This is a genomic window from Massilia sp. CFBP9012 (assembly GCF_034045115.1).
Classification (GTDB): domain Bacteria; phylum Pseudomonadota; class Gammaproteobacteria; order Burkholderiales; family Burkholderiaceae_D; genus Telluria.
In genome coordinates this window covers 93521-110277 of record NZ_JAXCWM010000003.1, presented here as the reverse complement: position 1 = coordinate 110277, position 16757 = coordinate 93521, and the positions used below count along the sequence as shown (strand labels likewise).

The 16757-nt window shown below is 65.7% G+C and carries 12 protein-coding genes and 1 tRNA gene; 6 read left to right on the top strand and 7 right to left on the bottom strand.

All coding sequences use genetic code 11. The features are described 5' to 3' along the window. Positions 1-45: 45 nt before the first annotated feature. Complete coding sequence (locus SOM61_RS05420) at positions 46-1035, bottom strand: hypothetical protein (RefSeq protein ID WP_320473158.1); 990 nt, start codon at positions 1033-1035, stop codon at positions 46-48. A gap of 224 nt (positions 1036-1259) precedes the next feature. On the opposite strand from SOM61_RS05420, the gene SOM61_RS05415 reads away from it, so the two are divergent. The 6 genes from SOM61_RS05415 (at position 1260) to SOM61_RS05390 (ending at position 8176) form a co-directional block, all read left to right on the top strand. Further along, on the top strand, positions 1260-2231 hold the full coding sequence (locus SOM61_RS05415) for a hypothetical protein (protein WP_320473157.1): 972 nt from the start codon (positions 1260-1262) through the stop codon (positions 2229-2231). A gap of 16 nt (positions 2232-2247) precedes the next feature. After that, positions 2248-4392, top strand: a complete 2145-nt coding sequence (locus SOM61_RS05410; RefSeq protein WP_320473156.1) for an RIFT barrel domain-containing protein — start codon at positions 2248-2250, stop codon at positions 4390-4392. 296 nt (positions 4393-4688) lie between these two features. Beyond that, a complete protein-coding gene (locus SOM61_RS05405; protein ID WP_320473155.1) occupies positions 4689-6155 on the top strand; it encodes an oligosaccharide flippase family protein in 1467 nt (488 codons plus the stop codon). A gap of 11 nt (positions 6156-6166) precedes the next feature. Then, complete coding sequence (locus SOM61_RS05400; protein ID WP_320473154.1) at positions 6167-6430, top strand: acyl carrier protein; 264 nt, start codon at positions 6167-6169, stop codon at positions 6428-6430. Next, positions 6427-7278: a hydrolase 2, exosortase A system-associated gene (locus SOM61_RS05395; RefSeq protein ID WP_320473153.1), complete on the top strand. Its 852-nt coding sequence runs from the start codon at positions 6427-6429 to the stop codon at positions 7276-7278. Before SOM61_RS05400 ends, SOM61_RS05395 begins: the two co-directional genes overlap by 4 nt. A 19-nt stretch (positions 7279-7297) precedes the next feature. Further along, a complete protein-coding gene (locus tag SOM61_RS05390; protein WP_320473152.1) occupies positions 7298-8176 on the top strand; it encodes a hydrolase 1, exosortase A system-associated in 879 nt (292 codons plus the stop codon). Between the two features lie 4 nt (positions 8177-8180). Here the strand turns inward: SOM61_RS05390 and SOM61_RS05385 are convergent, their stop codons facing one another. The 6 genes from SOM61_RS05385 to SOM61_RS05360 all read right to left on the bottom strand — a co-directional run bounded on the left by SOM61_RS05385 (position 8181) and on the right by SOM61_RS05360 (position 16725). After that, positions 8181-9620: a right-handed parallel beta-helix repeat-containing protein gene (locus SOM61_RS05385; protein ID WP_320473151.1), complete on the bottom strand. Its 1440-nt coding sequence runs from the start codon at positions 9618-9620 to the stop codon at positions 8181-8183. A 24-nt stretch (positions 9621-9644) separates the two neighbouring features. Beyond that, positions 9645-11009, bottom strand: coding sequence for a PEP-CTERM-box response regulator transcription factor (gene prsR, locus SOM61_RS05380; protein ID WP_320473150.1), 1365 nt, complete (start codon positions 11007-11009; stop codon positions 9645-9647). 14 nt (positions 11010-11023) lie between these two features. Continuing rightward, on the bottom strand, positions 11024-13132 hold the full coding sequence (gene prsK / locus SOM61_RS05375; RefSeq protein WP_320473149.1) for an XrtA/PEP-CTERM system histidine kinase PrsK: 2109 nt from the start codon (positions 13130-13132) through the stop codon (positions 11024-11026). 90 nt (positions 13133-13222) lie between these two features. Further along, positions 13223-14626, bottom strand: a complete 1404-nt coding sequence (locus SOM61_RS05370; RefSeq protein ID WP_320473148.1) for a TIGR03013 family XrtA/PEP-CTERM system glycosyltransferase — start codon at positions 14624-14626, stop codon at positions 13223-13225. Positions 14627-15273: 647 nt separating this feature from the next. Next, entirely contained in the window at positions 15274-16377 is a 1104-nt protein-coding gene (locus tag SOM61_RS05365) for an acyltransferase family protein (protein WP_320473147.1), read from the bottom strand. 272 nt (positions 16378-16649) lie between these two features. Continuing rightward, positions 16650-16725, bottom strand: a tRNA-Arg gene (locus SOM61_RS05360). Between the last annotated feature and the right edge of the window lie 32 nt (positions 16726-16757).

Genomic DNA, 16757 nt, shown 5'->3' with positions numbered 1-16757 from the left:
GCCGGCTGCCGAAGGCGCTGCCACCCCCGGGTGGCAGCGCCTTTGTCATGTGGGTCCGCCCGTGCGCCAGGCCCTGGCCCGGCAGCGCAGGCTGCGCCAGCCCAGCCGGGCCAGCACGACCGGCATCGGCGCGCGGCGCGCCGGAATGGTCTCGAACAGCAGGGTCGCCCAGGTTTGCGTGCAGCACTGGGCGCGTACTTCGGCGGAACGCAGGCGCGCATTCTCGACCATGGCGCGGTACAGGGCCGTATCCGCGGCCAGGCGCGCGATGGCGGCCGCGGCTTCGGCGGGCGAGGCCGCTTCGATGTAGTCGAGCGGAGAACGGCGCAGTTCCCGGTAGGCCTGCTCCGGGCCGAGGATCGCGGGCACGCCGGCCAGCCAGGCGTTGATCAATTTGCTGGCAGGTTTTTTCACGTGCAAGTGCGACAGGTCCCTGCGCATGGCCACGACCAGGTCGATGTCGCTGTAGTCGTTCCAGCTGGTCTGGTAGCTGGCGGCATTGCCGCCCCACTCCACCGCGTCACACCGCCATGCGATTGCCTGGCGCGCCAGCGCGTCCGCCCACTCGGGCGCAGCCAGTTCCGGCGCCATCTCGCCGACCGTTCCCTTGAACGCGACGGTGCGGACTTCGTCGCCGCGCGCGGCATTCCTTGGCACCAGGCCCGGTTGCGGCCAATGCTGAACGTGAAACACCGTGTCCGCATCGGCGCCCGCGGCGTTCTGCACGATTTCCCAGTCGGCGTAAGGTTGCCGCGGCCGGTCCGCGCGGGCCGCCACGATGGTCAGGGGAGCACGCCAGCGGCGCCGGCGCAGCAGCTGCGCCACGTGGTCGGCATGGGCGACCACCAGGCCGGCCTCGGGCACCGTATCGGACAGGGAAACCGGATATCCGGCCTGTTTCAGGCGCAGGTAGGTCTGTCCGATCCAGACATGCACGCCAGTATTGAACAACCGCCAGTCCCGGTCGGGATCGGCCTCGCGGAACAGGCTGACCTGCTGCCGATCGGGGATATAAAACACGACTTGTCGACTCACCTGTTCTCCAGCCTGGATAGCTTGATCCTGAAATTTTCGTATATTGATTGCAATGAAATATTCCTGTTGACAAACATGCAGCAAGGAACGCGTGCGCAGGTGGTTTCATCATATAATGACTGCGCTTCATTGCAAGGATAGCAAGAGTAACACGCCAGCTCAGCCAAATTTCAATCCGGCGCCGCGCGTCATGCGCCCGATTGCCGATACAGGAGTCAATAAGGATGTCTTTAATCACCAGGATCTTTCAGCGCCTGCGCCGCGATTATTTCCGCGCGAGGCACCAGAAAGCGATCCGGCAGATCTTGTCGACCCGTCCTGTGGAGCGCGGCAACCTGCCGTTCGTGCTGCTGTCGATGGTCCATGCCCGCGATGTCCAGGCCTACCTGGTCGCGGTCAAGTCCTTCGTGCATTTCATGAATCCGGAACGGATCGTGGTCGTATGCGACCCGTCCATCACCGAACAGGACCAGGCCGTGCTGCGCCAGCACGTGCCGCACATTGAACTGCGTCCGGCCGATGAGTTCACCCATCCCGACATCCCGCGCGGGGGCACCTGGGAACGGCTGTATGCGATCGCCGGCCTGGTGCGGGACAACTACGTGATCCAGCTCGATGCCGACACCCTGACCGTGCAGCCGATCCCGGAAGTGCTGGAATCGGTGCGCAACGGCGTCGGCTTCGTGCTGGGCGAGATCCCCGACACGCCGATCCGCCTGCTGCCGGCGGTGCGCGAGCGCGCGCTGGCCTGGCTCAAGCCGGGCGCCCACATCCAGACCATCACCGAAAGCGAGATGGTCAATGTCGGCTTGCCGCCGGACGCGCTGTATGTCCGCGGCTGCTCCGGCTTCACCGGCTTCCCGCCCTCGCAGACCATGCGCGACACGATGACCGATTTCTCGCGCCGCATGACGGCCAAGCTCGGCGACGACTGGAAACGCTGGGGCACCGAGCAGGTGACTTCGAACTACCTGGTGGCCAATGCCCATGGCACCCGCTCGCTGCCCTTCCCCAAGTATGGCACGCCCGATTGCGCAACCACCGACACGGCGTTCTACCACTTCATCGGCTCGATGCGCTTCATCAACGGCCAGTACGAGACGACCTCGCGCGAAGCGATCCGCATGATCGAGGCGGCGTCCGCCGCCGGCACGGCGCTCGGCCAGCCGGCAGCCAACCCGGTGCGTCCCTGCTAGCAGGAGGTCCGGCGCCATGCGTTTTTCCATGCCTGTCCGCCTGGCGGCGGCGATCCTGGCCGTCCTGATCGCACCTTCCGGCATGGCCGCGCCGGGCGGCGCGATCGTCGGGTTCCGTGTCCAGAACCTCGGCGCGCAACAGTCGGGCGTGCCGTTCACGTTCGGCCAGGTGTTCGCTCCCGGCGACGTCGGCAGGAAAGCGGCCCTGGCGGCGCGACGGGACGATGGCGAGCTGCTGCCATTGCAGGTCGACGTCAAGGCCACGCATGCCGACGGTTCGGTGCGCCACGCCATCCTGTCCGGTGTCCTGCCTCGGCTGGAGGCGCGCGCCAATGCCGCCTTCGACCTGGTGAAGGCCGACGGCCCGGCAGCGCCACCCGCCGCCGAACCGACCCTGGCGCGCCTGCTTGCCAAGGGGCTGGACGCCGGCGTCGAGATCACCCTGGACGGCGTCACCTACCGCGCCGTGCTGAAGGATGCCATGGCCGGGGCCGGGAACCCATGGCTGGATGGCGCCATTGCCAAGGAATGGCGCGGCGCGGCGCCCTTCAGGACGAGTGCCGGCGCGCGCCATCCGCTGCTCGACGCGCGCTTCGCCGTGCGCTGGTATCCGGGCCTCGAGAAACAGGCGCGGATCGAAGTGGTGGTCGAGAACACCAGAACCTTCCAGCCGGGCGCGCGCAATCTGCACTACGATGTGGAGGTCAAGGTAGCCGGGCGCACGGTGTACACGAAAAAGGACCTGCGCCACTACCACCACGCGCGCTGGCGCCAGCTGGCCTGGTGGGACGAGCAGCGCGCGCCTTCGCTGCACCTCCGGCCCGACAGCGCCTACCTGATCGCCACCAGGGCCGTGCCCAACTACGACCAGGGGATCAAGCCGAGCGAACGTTCGCTGGCCTTCCTGGCCAAGACCCTGCCAGACGAAAAGACCGGTCCGATGAAAATCGGGGCGGTCAATCCGCACATGCCGGCCACCGGCGGGCGCAACGATATCGGACCGCTGCCGGGCTGGGCGGTGCAATACCTGCTGTCGACCGATATGCGGGCGCGCAATACCATGATTGCGGCGGCCGAGGGTTCGGGAAGCTGGTCGATCCACCTGCGCGACGAGCGGACCGGATATCCTTTGCGCACCGACACCCCGGCCAATCGCCGCGTATCGACCCATATGAACCTGGCGAACCGGGGACCGTTGCCGGTCCCGCGCTGCGCCGGCAAGGGCCTGTGCGACACGCCCTACAACCACGATACGGCGCACCAGCCTTCCCTCGCCTACCTGCCGTACCTGTTGACCGGCGACTACTACTATCTGGAAGAATTGCAGTTCTGGGCCGCCGCCAATCCGCTGGAAACCGATCCCGCCAATTCCGGCGAGGGGCAAGGCCTGGTGCGCTGGCAGCAGGTGCGCGGCCAGGCCTGGTCATTGCGCACGCTGGGCCACGCTGCCTACATCACGCCGGATGCGCATCCGCTCAAGGGCTACTTCGGCAAGCAGCTCGACAACAACCTGGCCTTCTACGATGCCGCCTACGTCAAGGGTAATCCGAACCGCCTGGGCGTCTACGACGGCTCCGGCGCCAACGCGTTCAAGGTCAAGGCCTCGGCGCCCTGGCAGGACGACTTCCTCACATGGAGCTTCGGCCATCTGGCCGAACTCGGGTTCGAGCGGGCGCTGCCGATCCTGCGCTGGAAGGCGAAATACGTGGTCGGGCGCATGACCGCGCCCGGCTTCTGCTGGATCCAGGCGTCGGCCTACCACCTCGAATTCCGTCCCGGACCCGGGAAGCCGCTGTTCGGCGACCTGGCCGCGATGTATCAGTTTAACTTTGGTGGGGACAACATCCTGAACGAAAGCAGGAGGCTGAAGCATCCGCAAGGCCTGAAGTACATCGACCAGCCCTGCGCGAGCCGCGAACAGAGCGACTGGCTGCGCGCCGCCAGCAAGAACCACTGGGCGCCGGGACGGATGTCGGGATTCGCAGATTCGCCGCTGGGCTATCCAGCCAATATGCAGCCAGCGCTCGCAGTGGCGGCGACGTCCGGCATCCCGCATGCGCAAGAAGCGTGGGAACGCTTCGAGAAACGCGCCGACAAGCCGGATTACACCAAGATGCCGGGCTGGGCGATAATTCCGCGCACAGCCTCGCCGGAGCGTTGAAGCGATCATGTCCGTGACCTTGCGCTGCGCTTTCTGGCATGAAAGCGTATCGTGCGCATCTGTCGGATGAGCCGCCCCATATAATATTGTGCGTTACAGCAATCGTCACAGGCGCTGCCGGTATCCGGCAGCCATGGCGCTGATTGGGATTGCCCATCGAGAAAGAGATTCGCAAGCATGTCGTCACCAGATAATACGATCCAGTTCCGCCGCGACCGGCGCCTGCCCAAGCCTTGCACAGGGCAAGAGGCATGCTCCGCACGGCTGGACGCCGGCATCGTGACGGTCCAATCCTGATGGCCGCCGCAAACCTGCGCCGCGCGCTGTTCATCACCTTTTGCTCCTCGACCGGAGCAACGGTGCTCAAATTCATCGTCAGCGTCCTGCTCGCACGCATTCTCAGTCCGAGCGAGATCGGCGTATTTTCGATGACCGTGGTGTTCGTGAATTTCGCGCACGTATTCCGCGATTTCGGCGTCAGCCAGTACATCCAGCGCGAAAAAGAACTGACGCCCGACAAGCTGCGATCGGCGGGCGGCGTGCTGTTTTCCTCGTCGTGGTTGATTGCCCTGGCGCTGTACCTGGCCAGCGGTCCGATCGGCGCCACGTTCGACGAGCCGCAGATGGTCCCCGTCATGCAAGTGCTGGCCCTCGGTTTCGTGTTCATTCCTTTCGGTTCGATCACGAACGCCATGCTCTCGCGCAGCTTCCAGGCCGAGAAGCAGGCCTATGTGAACGCAGCCGGTACGCTGAGCTATTGCGCCAGCTGCCTGGTGCTTGCCAAGATGGGATTCGGCAGCCTGAGCCTGGCATGGGCGAACCTGATCAATATTCTGGTGTGCGTGCTGGCGCTTGCGCCACTTCGCCGACGCGACATGCCATGGCTGCCATCGTTTTCCCACTGGCGCGGCGTCGTCAATTTCGGCGCCGGTTCGCTCATCTCGAGCACCGCCGTGGCAATCAACAACGCCATTCCGGACATCCTGCTCGGCAAGCTCGGTTCCGCAAGCCAGGTCGGCTTGCTCAGCCGCGCCAACTCGACGGTCCAGATCTTCATCCACATCGCCGGCTCCACCATGACCTATGGGGCGATTCCCTACATGGCGCAGATCTTCCATCGCGGCGAGTCGCTGGCGCCCGTGCTGACGCGCGCGACCGTCCTGCTGACCGGCGTCGGCTGGACTGCCCTCGGCCTGACGGCCGTGCTCGGGCACGACATCGTGCAGGCGCTGTACGGTCCCACCTGGCTCGAGGCGGTGCCCGCCATCCTGCCGCTGACGCTGGCGGCGGCTTCGGTGATGACGTTCCAGTATGTCAGCTTCGCTCTGACCGCAATCGGCCGGCCTTACATGAGCGCGGTATTCACGCTGGCCGTCCTCGCTGCGCGCGTGGGATTCGGCGTGTGGATGTACGATGGCTCGCTGGTGCGCTTCGCCTGGGCGATGTGCCTGGCGACGATCCTGACCATGCCGCTGCGGGCCTATATGCAGCGCCGCTTCTTCGACCTCGGCATCTTCCGCCTGCTGCGGGCCCTGGTGCCGAGCGCCGTGGTGGCGCTGGGCACCTGCGCCACGGCCATGCTGCTGGTGCTGGCCCTGCCCTCTTCGCTGGCGTCGCTGCTGCGCCTGCTCGCGATGGCGCCGGTCCTGGCCATCGCCTGGTATCTGCTGCTGCGCCTGACGCGCCACGAACTGCTGGGCGAAGTGCACCGTCTGGCGGCACCGATCAAGTCCCGGCTGGCGCTGCTGCGCCCCAACCCGTGAATGGAATCCGCATGAACTTCGACCAAACCACGATAGACCAGATCAAGACCCTCCTCACCGACGTGCTCAGCCTGGGCGACGCCGGCCGCCAGCTGAGCGCCGACTCGCCCCTGCTGGGCGCGCTGCCGGAACTCGATTCGATGGCGGTGATCAGCCTGATCGCCGCACTGGAAGAACAGTTCGACATCGCGATCGACGACGACGACATCAGCGCCAGCACCTTCTCTACCCTGGGCAGCCTGGCCGCTTTCGTGGACGACAAGCGCGGCGCATGAAGGCCGCCGCCTGCGCGCCGGCCGAACCCTTCTTCCTGAAGGCGGATGGCGGGCAGCGCTTCTGCCTGTATCACCCGCCGGCCGGCCCGGCGCGCGGGGCGCTGCTGTACGTGCATCCCTTCGCCGAAGAGCTGAACCGCGCGCGCCGCATGGCGGCGCTGCAGGCGCGCGCCTTCGCCGCGGCCGGCCACGCCGTGCTGCAGATCGACCTGGCCGGCTGCGGCGACAGCAGCGGCGACTTCGGCGACGCCCGCTGGGAACGGTGGCAGGCCGACCTGGCGCTGGCCGCGGCCTGGCTGCAAGACAGAACCGACGCACCGCTGCGGCTGTGGGGCCTGCGCCTGGGCGCCCTGCTGGCGCTGGACTATGCGCGCGCGGCCACCCACCCGGTGGCCGGCATGCTGCTGTGGCAGCCGGTGCTCAAGGGCTCCACCTACCTGACGCAGTTCCTGCGCCTGCGCCTGGCCGGCGCGCTGCTGGCCGATGGCGACGCCGGCCCGGGCGTAAACACGTCGGCGCTGCGCACGGCGCTGCAGAACGGCGAGACGCTCGAGATCGCGGGCTACGACCTCGATCCGCGCCTGGCGGCCGCGCTCGATGCGCTCGATCCGCTGGACGCCTTCCGCCCGGCCTGCCCGGTCGACTGGATCGAGGCGGTGGCGCAGCCCGGAGCGGGCCCGGCGCCAGGCGCCGCGCGCGCCGCCAGCGCCTGGCAGGCGGCCGGGATCGACCTGCGCCTGCACCCGGTCCACAGCGCGCCGTTCTGGACCACCACCGAGATCACCGAGAGCGCAGCCTGGCTGGACGCCGGCACGGCCGCCCTGGAGGCGCGACTGCATGGTCATTGAAGACATGGAGACGAGGCAGATGCAAGCCGCTACCGGTCCGGACCCGCAGCTGGAAGAACGCGCGCTCGCCTTCGACTGCGGCGGCGAGCGGCTGGTCGGCATCCTGAGCCTGCCGGGCAATGCCGCGCCGGGCGCGCGCGGCGTGCTGGTGGTCGTCGGCGGCCCGCAATACCGGGCCGGCAGTCACCGCCAGTTCACTCTGCTGGCGCGCGACCTGGCGCAGGGCGGCGTGCCGGTGCTGCGCTTCGACTACCGCGGCATGGGCGACAGCGAAGGCGCCATCCGTCCGTTCGACGACGTCGAGGACGACCTGCGCGCCGCGCTCGACGCCTTCATGGCGGCGGTGCCCGGCCTGCGCGAAGTGGTGCTGTGGGGCTTGTGCGACGCCGCCTCGGCGATCGGCATGTATGCGGCGCGCGACCCGCGCGTGGCGGGCCTGGTGCTGCTCAATCCCTGGGTGCGCACCGAGGACGGCCTGGCGCGCGCCACCCTGCGCCATTACTACCGGGCGCGCCTGCGCGACCCGGCGTTCTGGAAGCAGCTGCTGCGCGGAGGACTCGACTGGCGGCGCTCGTTGACGTCATTGGTGGCGCTGCTGCGCAAGGCCAGGGGCGGGCCTGCCGCTGTTAGTGCAGCCACCACCACGGCCTCGCTGCCGGAACGGATGCGCGCCGGCCTGCAGGATTTTCGCGGACAGGTGCTGCTTGTAATCTCCGGCGCCGACCTGACGGCGCGCGAATTCTGCGACCTGGCCGATGCCGACCACGCCTGGAAAGGCGTGCTGGCCCCGCCGCGCGTGACGCGGCGCCAGATCGACGACGCCGACCACACCTTCTCGCGCCGCGCCTGGCGCGACCAGGTCGCGCGCTGGACGGCGCAGTGGTTGCGGTCCTGGTAGATCCTCAGCGGCGCCGGCAGGCGCCGAAATCCTCGAAGGCGCCGTAAGCCTTCGCCTGGCTGCGCGCGGCGCCGCACAAATCGACGCCATCCTGGCGTGGCGTGGAGCGCGCCGGCGCCTCGCCGTGCCAAAGGAAGTCAGCGCCCGCCGGCGCCGCAAACAGGGAACGCACCGGATGCAGTCCCGCATACGAACGCCACAAGGCCGCATCGCGGTTGTCCCCAAGGTGCAGCAGGCCGCCGTCGCGGCTGCGGATCGGGCCGTCGACCAGGTTGCCGTCGATGTGCGCACTGCTGGTGGCAAAGCGCACGTCGATGCCGGCGGTGTCGACCAGGGTGTTGTCCTCGATCCGGGTATCGGCCGCGCTGTTGAGGTAGATGCCGACATCGGAACAGCCGACGATCAGGTTGGCGCGCAACACACTGCGCTCCTGTTCCATAATGCAGCGGCCATCGCGGCAATACGGCTTGCCGGTGCCGCCGCCACCCAGCGACAGGCCGACGCGCTGGCCGGGCTGGCCGGCCAGCGCCGCCTCGCACCACACCAGATTGCGCTCGAACAGATTGCCGCTGCCGCCGCCCTTGGCGAAGGCGCCGTAGCTGATGCCGTCGCCACCGGCCTTGATGAAGTCGCGGATGATGTTGCCGCGCACCGTCCAGTCGCTGGCCGCGACCAGGTCGATCGGGGTTACCGGCTTACGCGTCGCGCGCGGCGCCGGATTGGACAGCGTGTTCGCTTCGATCAGGCCCTGGTCGGGAAAACGTCCGCCGGCGCCGTTGATCTTGAAGTGGGCGTTGAAGCCCTGCAGGGTGTTGTTGACGGCCGCGAAATGGCTGGCCGCGCCGGTCACCTGGAAGGCGTGCTCGCAGTCGTCGTGGGCGGCGCAGGCGCCGTCGATGGTCAGATTTTCGAAGCGCCAGTGCGGGGTATTGACCCGGATTGCGACCGGCACGTTCGAACGCAAGGTCACCGTGCCCGGCTGGGCGGCGCGCACCACGACCGGCGCCTGTGCGCTGCCGGGCCGGCTGGCTTCCAGCGCACGGTGTTCGATGGGGTAGCTGCCCGGCGCCAGCGTGATCGTCGTGCCCGGCGTGGCCGCGGCCATGGCGGCGCGCAGGCCCGCGACGTCGCGCACCAGGCCCGCGTCCAGCCCCGGCGCGCCGGCGGCCTGCGGCTGGGCGCCCAGCGTCAGGGCCGCCAGGTCAGGCGCAAGGTCGGGCGCGGCAACGCCGCCCGATGCGCCGCGGTCCAGCGCCAGCAGGCTGCGGCTGGCGAACTGGCCGGCGCCGACGATGACGGCATTGTGGCCGCTGCTGCGCTTTTCGATATAAGGCGCCAGGGTGCGCGGCATCACGCCCGCGCGTTCGGCCGCGAACAGCCCCGCCGCCACGCCGCAACCGGCCAGTACGGTGGCCGCCAGCGCCAGACGGGCGTTACGCCTCATGGGGAGCACATAATAGGGCGCACTTCAGGCGCTGCTCTTGATGCCGTGCCGGCTCATCAGGTCATACAGGGTCGGGCGGCTCACGCCCAGTACCTCGGACGCCTTGACGATATTGCCGTCCACCCGCGCCAGCGCGCGCACGATGGCCGCGTGTTCGGCCTCGTCGCGCACCTGACGCAAATTCAGCGGTTCTTCGACCTGCGTGCCATTGTCGGGCAGGCCCAGGTCGTCGGCCACGATGGTGGGACCGTCGGCCATGATCACGGCGCGCTTGACGCAGTTTTCCATCTCGCGCACATTGCCCGGCCACTCGTAGGCCTCGATGGCGGCGATCGCGTCGGGGGCGAAATGCAGGGTCGGGCGCGATTCCTGGGCGCAGAACTTGTTCTTGAAGTGGTGGGCCAGCAGGGCCGCATCGCCCTGGCGCGCGCGCAGCGGCGGGATCGTGACCACGATTTCCGACAAGCGGTAATACAAGTCTTCGCGGAAGCGCCCGGTGCTGCACAATTCCTTGAGCTTCTGGTGGGTGGCGCACACGATACGCACGTCGACCGGGATTTCCTCGTGGCCGCCGATGCGCTCGATCACGCGCTCCTGCAAAAAGCGCAGCAGCTTGGCCTGCAGCGCCATCGGCAGGTCGCCCACTTCATCCAGGAAGAAGGTGCCGCCGTTGGCCAGTTCGACCTTGCCCTTGGTCTGCTTGACGGCGCCGGTGAAGGCGCCCTTCTCGTAGCCGAACAATTCGCTCTCGAGCAGGTTCTCGGGAATCGCGGCGCAGTTGATCGCCACGAAGCGCTCCTTGGCGCGCGGCGACAGCGCGTGCAGCGCGCGCGCCAGCACTTCCTTGCCGGTGCCCGATTCGCCCAGCACCATCACCGAGGCCGAGGTCGGGGCCACCTTCTCGATATTGCGGCAGACCTTGAGCATGCCGGCGTCGCGGCTGATCACGCCCGCCATCGGCGAATCGGCCTGGTTCGACTGCATGCGGCGGTTTTCCATCTGCAGGTTATGCAAAAAGAACGCGCGCTGGATCACCAGGTTCAGCACCTCGGGTTCGCACGGCTTCTGGTGGAAATCGTAGGCGCCCATGGCGATCGCCTTGACCGCGTTGGCGCGCTCCTGGTTGCCGGTCAGGACGATCACGCGGGTGTCCGGCGCCAGCGCCAGGATCTGCTCGAGCGTGGCCAGGCCTTCGGTCGAGCCGTCCGGATCGGGCGGCAGCCCGAGGTCCATGGTGACCACCGCCGGCTCGTGGCGGCGGATCTGCGCCAGCGCGCTTTCGCGGTCGCCGGCGACGACCACGTCATAGGCATCGAAGCTCCAGCGCAGCTGCTTCTGCAGGCCGGGGTCGTCCTCGATGATCAACAGTTTCGGTTTGTTTTGGGTCACGGCTATTCCTCAGTTCACGCTGCGCGATCGATGGCGCCGGCGGCGATGCCCGCCCCAGCCTCATGGTACAACGGCAGCGTGACGGTAAAAGTGGTTCCGACCGAGGGCGTGCTGGTCAAGTCCAGCGCGCCGCCCAGTTCAGTGATGTATTCGCGGCTCTCGAACACGCCGATGCCCATGCCGGCCGGCTTGGTCGATTCGAACGGCTTGAACAGGCGCTCGCGAATGAATTTCTCGGTCATGCCGGCGCCGGTGTCGGCCACCGTGATCGCCACCCGGTTGCCCTGGCGGCGGATGCTCACGTTGACGCGGCCGCTCTTGGGCGTGGCCTCGATCGCGTTCTGGATCAGGTGGCCCAGCACGCGCTCGAGCCGCTCGCGGTCGGCCAGCACCTTCAGGCCCTGCTGCTCGACCTGCAGCGACGGATGCGGCTCGAGGGCGCTCTTGAGCGCGATCGCCTGGCCCACCACCGCCTCGACCGACAAGGCGCGCGGTCGCGCCGGGGCATCGTTGCGGCTCAGTTTTTGCAGCATCGACGTCATCTTCTGGATCGAATGGTCGACCGTGTCGAGCATGTCGCGCTGGAACTCTGGATTGTCGCGGTGCTTTTCGGCGTTGGCGTTCATCAGCGACAGCTGGGACACCAGGTTCTTGAGGTCGTGCACCACGAAGGTCGACATGCGATTGAACGAATCGAACTGGCGCGCCACCATCAATTCGTTGGCGGCGTCCTGCTGCGCCAGGTAGCTGGCGGCCTGGCTGCCCGCGATCTCGAGCAGGTCGAACACTTCCCAGTTCAGGGCCACGGTGCTGCGCGCGTCCTGCAGCACCACGAAGCCGAACAGTTTCGAATGCATGATCAGGGGCACCACCAGCCAGCCGCGCGGGAATTCCTTGAGCCAGGCCGGCAGTTCGAGGTCGCCGTACTTCTCGGGCAAGGCCTTGTATTCGTGCAGGTCGATCACCCACTGGGTGGTTTCCAGGAAGCGGCAGAACTTCGAATCGGCCGGCTCGACGGCGCTGCTGGCGGCCTGCCAGCCGGCCACCGGCCGATAGGTGCTGGCCCCGCCGCTGTCAGGCTCCCCGTCGCGGCGCTGCCACAGCACCCCGCCCGGGCTTTCGACCAGGGCCCCGACCGCCTCGATCGCGCGCTCGCCGATATTGGCGCTATGCTCGGACAGAGTACGCGTGAAGCGCATCCATTCCTCGCGGTAGTCGTAGCCGTAGCTGTAGAAATGCTTGCTGATGAAGACCTTGAGCCAGGCGCGGAAGGTGCCCGAGAACAGGGTCCCGGCCAGCACCAGCAGCGCGCCGCACAGGAACACGACCTGCATCACGCCGCCCCAGCTGCCGCCGAAGTAGCGCAGGTAGTAGCCGGCGAAGCCCATCGCCATCAGGTAGAGCGCGGAGCCGAACAGCGCGGTCGAATGGAACATCACGCGCCGCGACAGCGCCAGCGCATTGGCGCGCGAGGTGCCGCGCTTGACCGCGGTGCCGATCAGCGGCATGGCCAGGGCATTGACGATGCCGCGCGCGGCCCAGGTGTCCTGGTGCATTTCGTGGAACAGCATCGCCTGGCTGTACATATAGAAGTCGTAGGCGAACATGGCGCCGATGCCCAGGCAGGCAAACTTGATGGCCCAGCGCTCCTGCACCGTCTTGTTGCGGTACACCTGCTCGACCAGCAGCATGCCCAGCACCGCCTGGCACACGCGCACCGTCACGTTCGGCAGCAGGCCGTCGATGTTGAGCATCAGGTCGGTGCGCATCAGCGCCGTCGCCAGCAACAGGCCCAGGTAGACCATGCTTCCCGCGAACACCGAGGTACGCAGGCCGAATGGCCAGCGGCTGCCCGGATCGCGGTAGTTGCCCAGTAACAGAACCAGTACGACGCACCAGGCGCCGCTGCGCAGGATCTCGAGCTTGTCGGTCCAGACCGACCACAGCCCGAGGCCGGACGCGGCTTCCAGGGCCAGGGCGCCGGACCAGAGCGCGGTGAGCGCGCAGGCGATCGCGACCGGCGCGACGTGGCTGCGGCCGCGCCAGATCGTCAGCAGGAGACCGATCAGCAGGAGGAAACCGATGGCTGCGACGCTGTAGCTATAGACGGCAATGCTGGTCAACGTGCGCCATCCATGAGAACGTGCATTGAAAAAATCCGGGTAAGGAGGCCACACCGATGCCTGGCCCCGGTGCTGCCCGGGGCGTGGTCATCAGCGCCCGCTGCGGAACAGCACGACCTTGAGTGTATTGATCAGGACCAGCACGTCGAGGAACAGGCTGTTGTTCTTGACGTAGTACAGGTCGTACTGCAGCTTTTGCAGCGCATCCTCGGCCGAGGAGCCGTAGCCGTAACGGACCTGGGCCCAGCCGGTGATGCCCGGCTTGATACTATGGCGCACATTGTAATACGGCACCACCTCGATCAGCTGCTCCACGAAGTAAGCACGCTCGGGACGCGGGCCGACGAAGGACATGTCACCCTTGAGCACATTGAACACCTGGGGCAGTTCGTCGATGCGGGTCTTGCGCATGAAATTGCCGACGCGGGTGACGCGCGGATCGTTCTGGGCCGCCCACTGGGGCTTGCCGCCTTTTTCGGCATCGGTGCGCATGCTGCGGAACTTGTGCACCCGGAAGATCTTGCCGTCCTTGCCGACCCGTTCCTGCGAATAGAACACGGGGCCGCGGTCTTCCATCCAGACGGCAATCGCCGCCGCCAGCATGATCGGCAGGGTCATGACCATGATCAGGGTGCTGCACACCAGGTCGAAGCCGCGTTTCATGAAGGTGCGGATATAGCTCTGGTCAAAGCCGCCGCCGAACACCAGCCAGCTCGGCTGCAGGGAGTCGACCCGGATCTGGCAGGTTTCACGTTCGAAGAAGGTGGCGGCGTCGGTGACCTTGAGGCCTTGCAGCTTGCAGTCGAGCAGCTCCTTGATCGGGAAGCTGCCGCGGCGGTTCTGTACCGAGACCACGATTTCCTGCACGCCGTACTGCTTGGCGACCTTGACCAGCGAATCGCCGTCGCGCACCTTGAGCAGGTTGCCTGTAGGCACGCAGACCTCTTCGCTGGCGACCGGGATGAAGCCGGCGATATTGTAGCGGTGGTAGCTGGTCTTTTTCTGCGCCAGCTCGCTGCACTCCTTGGCCAGCGGACCGCTGCCGAGGAACATGATGCGCGACTGCATCAGGCGCATTTCAGAGGTCTTGAAGAAGATGATGCGCGCCGTAAAAATGCCGACCGCCGCCAAGCCGAACACCAGCAGCAGGATGCCGCGGCCGAAATACAGATCGGGGGCAATATAGAATACCAGGGTCAGGATCAGGAAGCCCATCAGGAAGGCGGGCATCAGCTTCATCAGGAAGGGATGGCGCAGGCCTTCGTCGAAATCGAGCTGGTACATGCCCATGGCGCTCATGCTGAAGCTCACCGCCACCGCGAAGGCGATCGCCGAGGCCATGAAGTGATCGAGTTGCAGGGCCGTCACCGGCGCACCAACGTCGAGAAAACGCATGGCGGCGCCGGCATAAGCGGCGCCAAGCAGGATCAACATCTCTACAAACAGAAGGACGAATACGATCTTCGACACGTAGTGGTTAGAGATCCGAAACATGTTATTCCCCAGAATTTATTATTGCTTCACTGCTTGCTGAGTTGGCAAAAAACGACCACTAGGCAACAGCTACATCGACAGCAGCGCGCGCATGGTCTCATACAATAGCTATAACGTGTCGCGCTCGCCAGGACCTGTTGTATTTACAACAAACGACGTCGTCGTCCGCCTCCAGGTTAACAAAATTTCCTGCGCAACATTATCAATATAGCAAAGATTGAGATTTGTTTCTTTATTGCTAGATCTGCCGTGCGCAGGGCTGAGCAGATTTCTTTAATGCAATAGCGTTGGCGACACACTTTCTTGGCGGCGTCAGCTGCCAGCTGGTTGCACGCCATGGTAAGTCAGCGCTGTGTAAGCTCGATGACTTGTCGCCTCCACAACTAAATCTCAACAAGAATTGTTAAATAGTGTCTTTTATACATCGTTTGCGATGCAGTTTTTTGCTATATTTTTAACAGTCAATATAGCATGGAAACATAACCGGACTCAACGACGGTTCACTGCGGCGTCAGGTCAATGCAACACGGGTACAACACCAGCGGTAACACCCACTTGCGATATGGGAAAGAAATTTTAGCATCGACTCAACAGTATGCAGCGCAACGATGGATATCGTGCGCTATTGTTTTAAAGCCAATATTGATTTATAGCAAGTGTGTGTCGCAGAGTTTCGCCCCGGCGGCCTGGGGCTGATCCACCACCGGTATGGCATCAGCGGCCGGCGCCGGCTGGCGCGCACGCCGTCCTGCGCCGATGAGCAGAGGAAACAGCTGCGGCATCAGGACGGCGGCGATACGGTAGACGCCGACCAGGATGGCCGTCACCAGCACCGGCGCCATGAGCCAGTACACGGGGTATGGCAAGGCGCTGCCATAGCGGCTGTACAGAAGCCAGGTCAGCAGCAGTAGCGGGGCATGCGCCAGGAACATGAAGAAGCTGTACTTGCTCATGCCGACCAGCCAGGGGCCAAGCCGGGACGACGCCAGCCAGGCGGTGGCCGGCCAGATCAGGAATGGCGCAACCAGGCGCAGATAGGTCGTGTTCGCGACACGGAAATGCACGATGGCGGCGCAGGCGAGCAGGAATAACAGGAAGCACAGCAGTGCATGACGGTCGAGCAGGCGCAGGTTCCAGCCGCGCACCGCGGCCATGCCGCCAATATAGAACAGCACCGCCATCAGGTCGCGCAGCACCAGCGCACCGTCATAGTTATTAAAGAACACGACCGACACCAGCACCAGGCCCGGCCAGGCGTAATTGCGCAGCAGCCAGCCGAACGCGGGCGCGAGCAGGATCAGCACCAGCAGGTCGCGCAAGAAATTCAATGGGTAGTTGATGGGCGAAGCGGTCAGGCCGAAGGCCGCATTGAGCCAGGCCATCGGTTCGAACGGCCACAATTGCGCGGACATCTCGACACCAGCAAACAGTTGCGCTCCCAGTGCCAGCGGCACCAGCGGCAGGTTGAAGCACAGGAAGGGCAGCAGGATCGTGCGCGCCTTCTTGCTGAACAGGCGCGCCGGCGCACGGTCGAGGGCGGCGCCGAACAGCAGGAAGCCGGAGATGACGGTCAGCACCGGGACGGTGGCGCGAAACACGGCGAGCTGGAAAAAGGCCTTGGTGGCATCGAACCAGCCATCGCCGATCTCGGCCATCGGCACGTACTGCGGCGTATGCAGCATGATGACGCCGAAGATCATGACGAAGCGCAAAAGGGCGACACGGTGGCGAAGACCATGGTCGAGAGTCATGGAAGGTCCTCTTTCAAGAGTGCGGCGCATGCGCGGAAAGGTCGTCGCGCGTGGCACGCGGTAGTGCCGGATCAGGCCTGCCGGCAATGAAGAACCTGCCAACTACTACTTACCTTAAAGTCAACAACCAGCAATGTCAATTGTGCGCATGCACCATTACACAAAAGTGCGCAAGCCAGCATGACGGCAGAGTACGGACGCGAGGCGGCGGCATGCCGGCGCATGCGGGACGATCGGGAGGGGAAGGAAAAACGACGGCAATGATGCCGGAATGGCGCGGCTGGCTGGGATCGAACCAGCGACCCTTGGCTTCGGAGGCCAATACTCTATCCACTGAGCTACAGCCGCGCTGGAGGTGTGACGAAGGATACAGTCTTTCC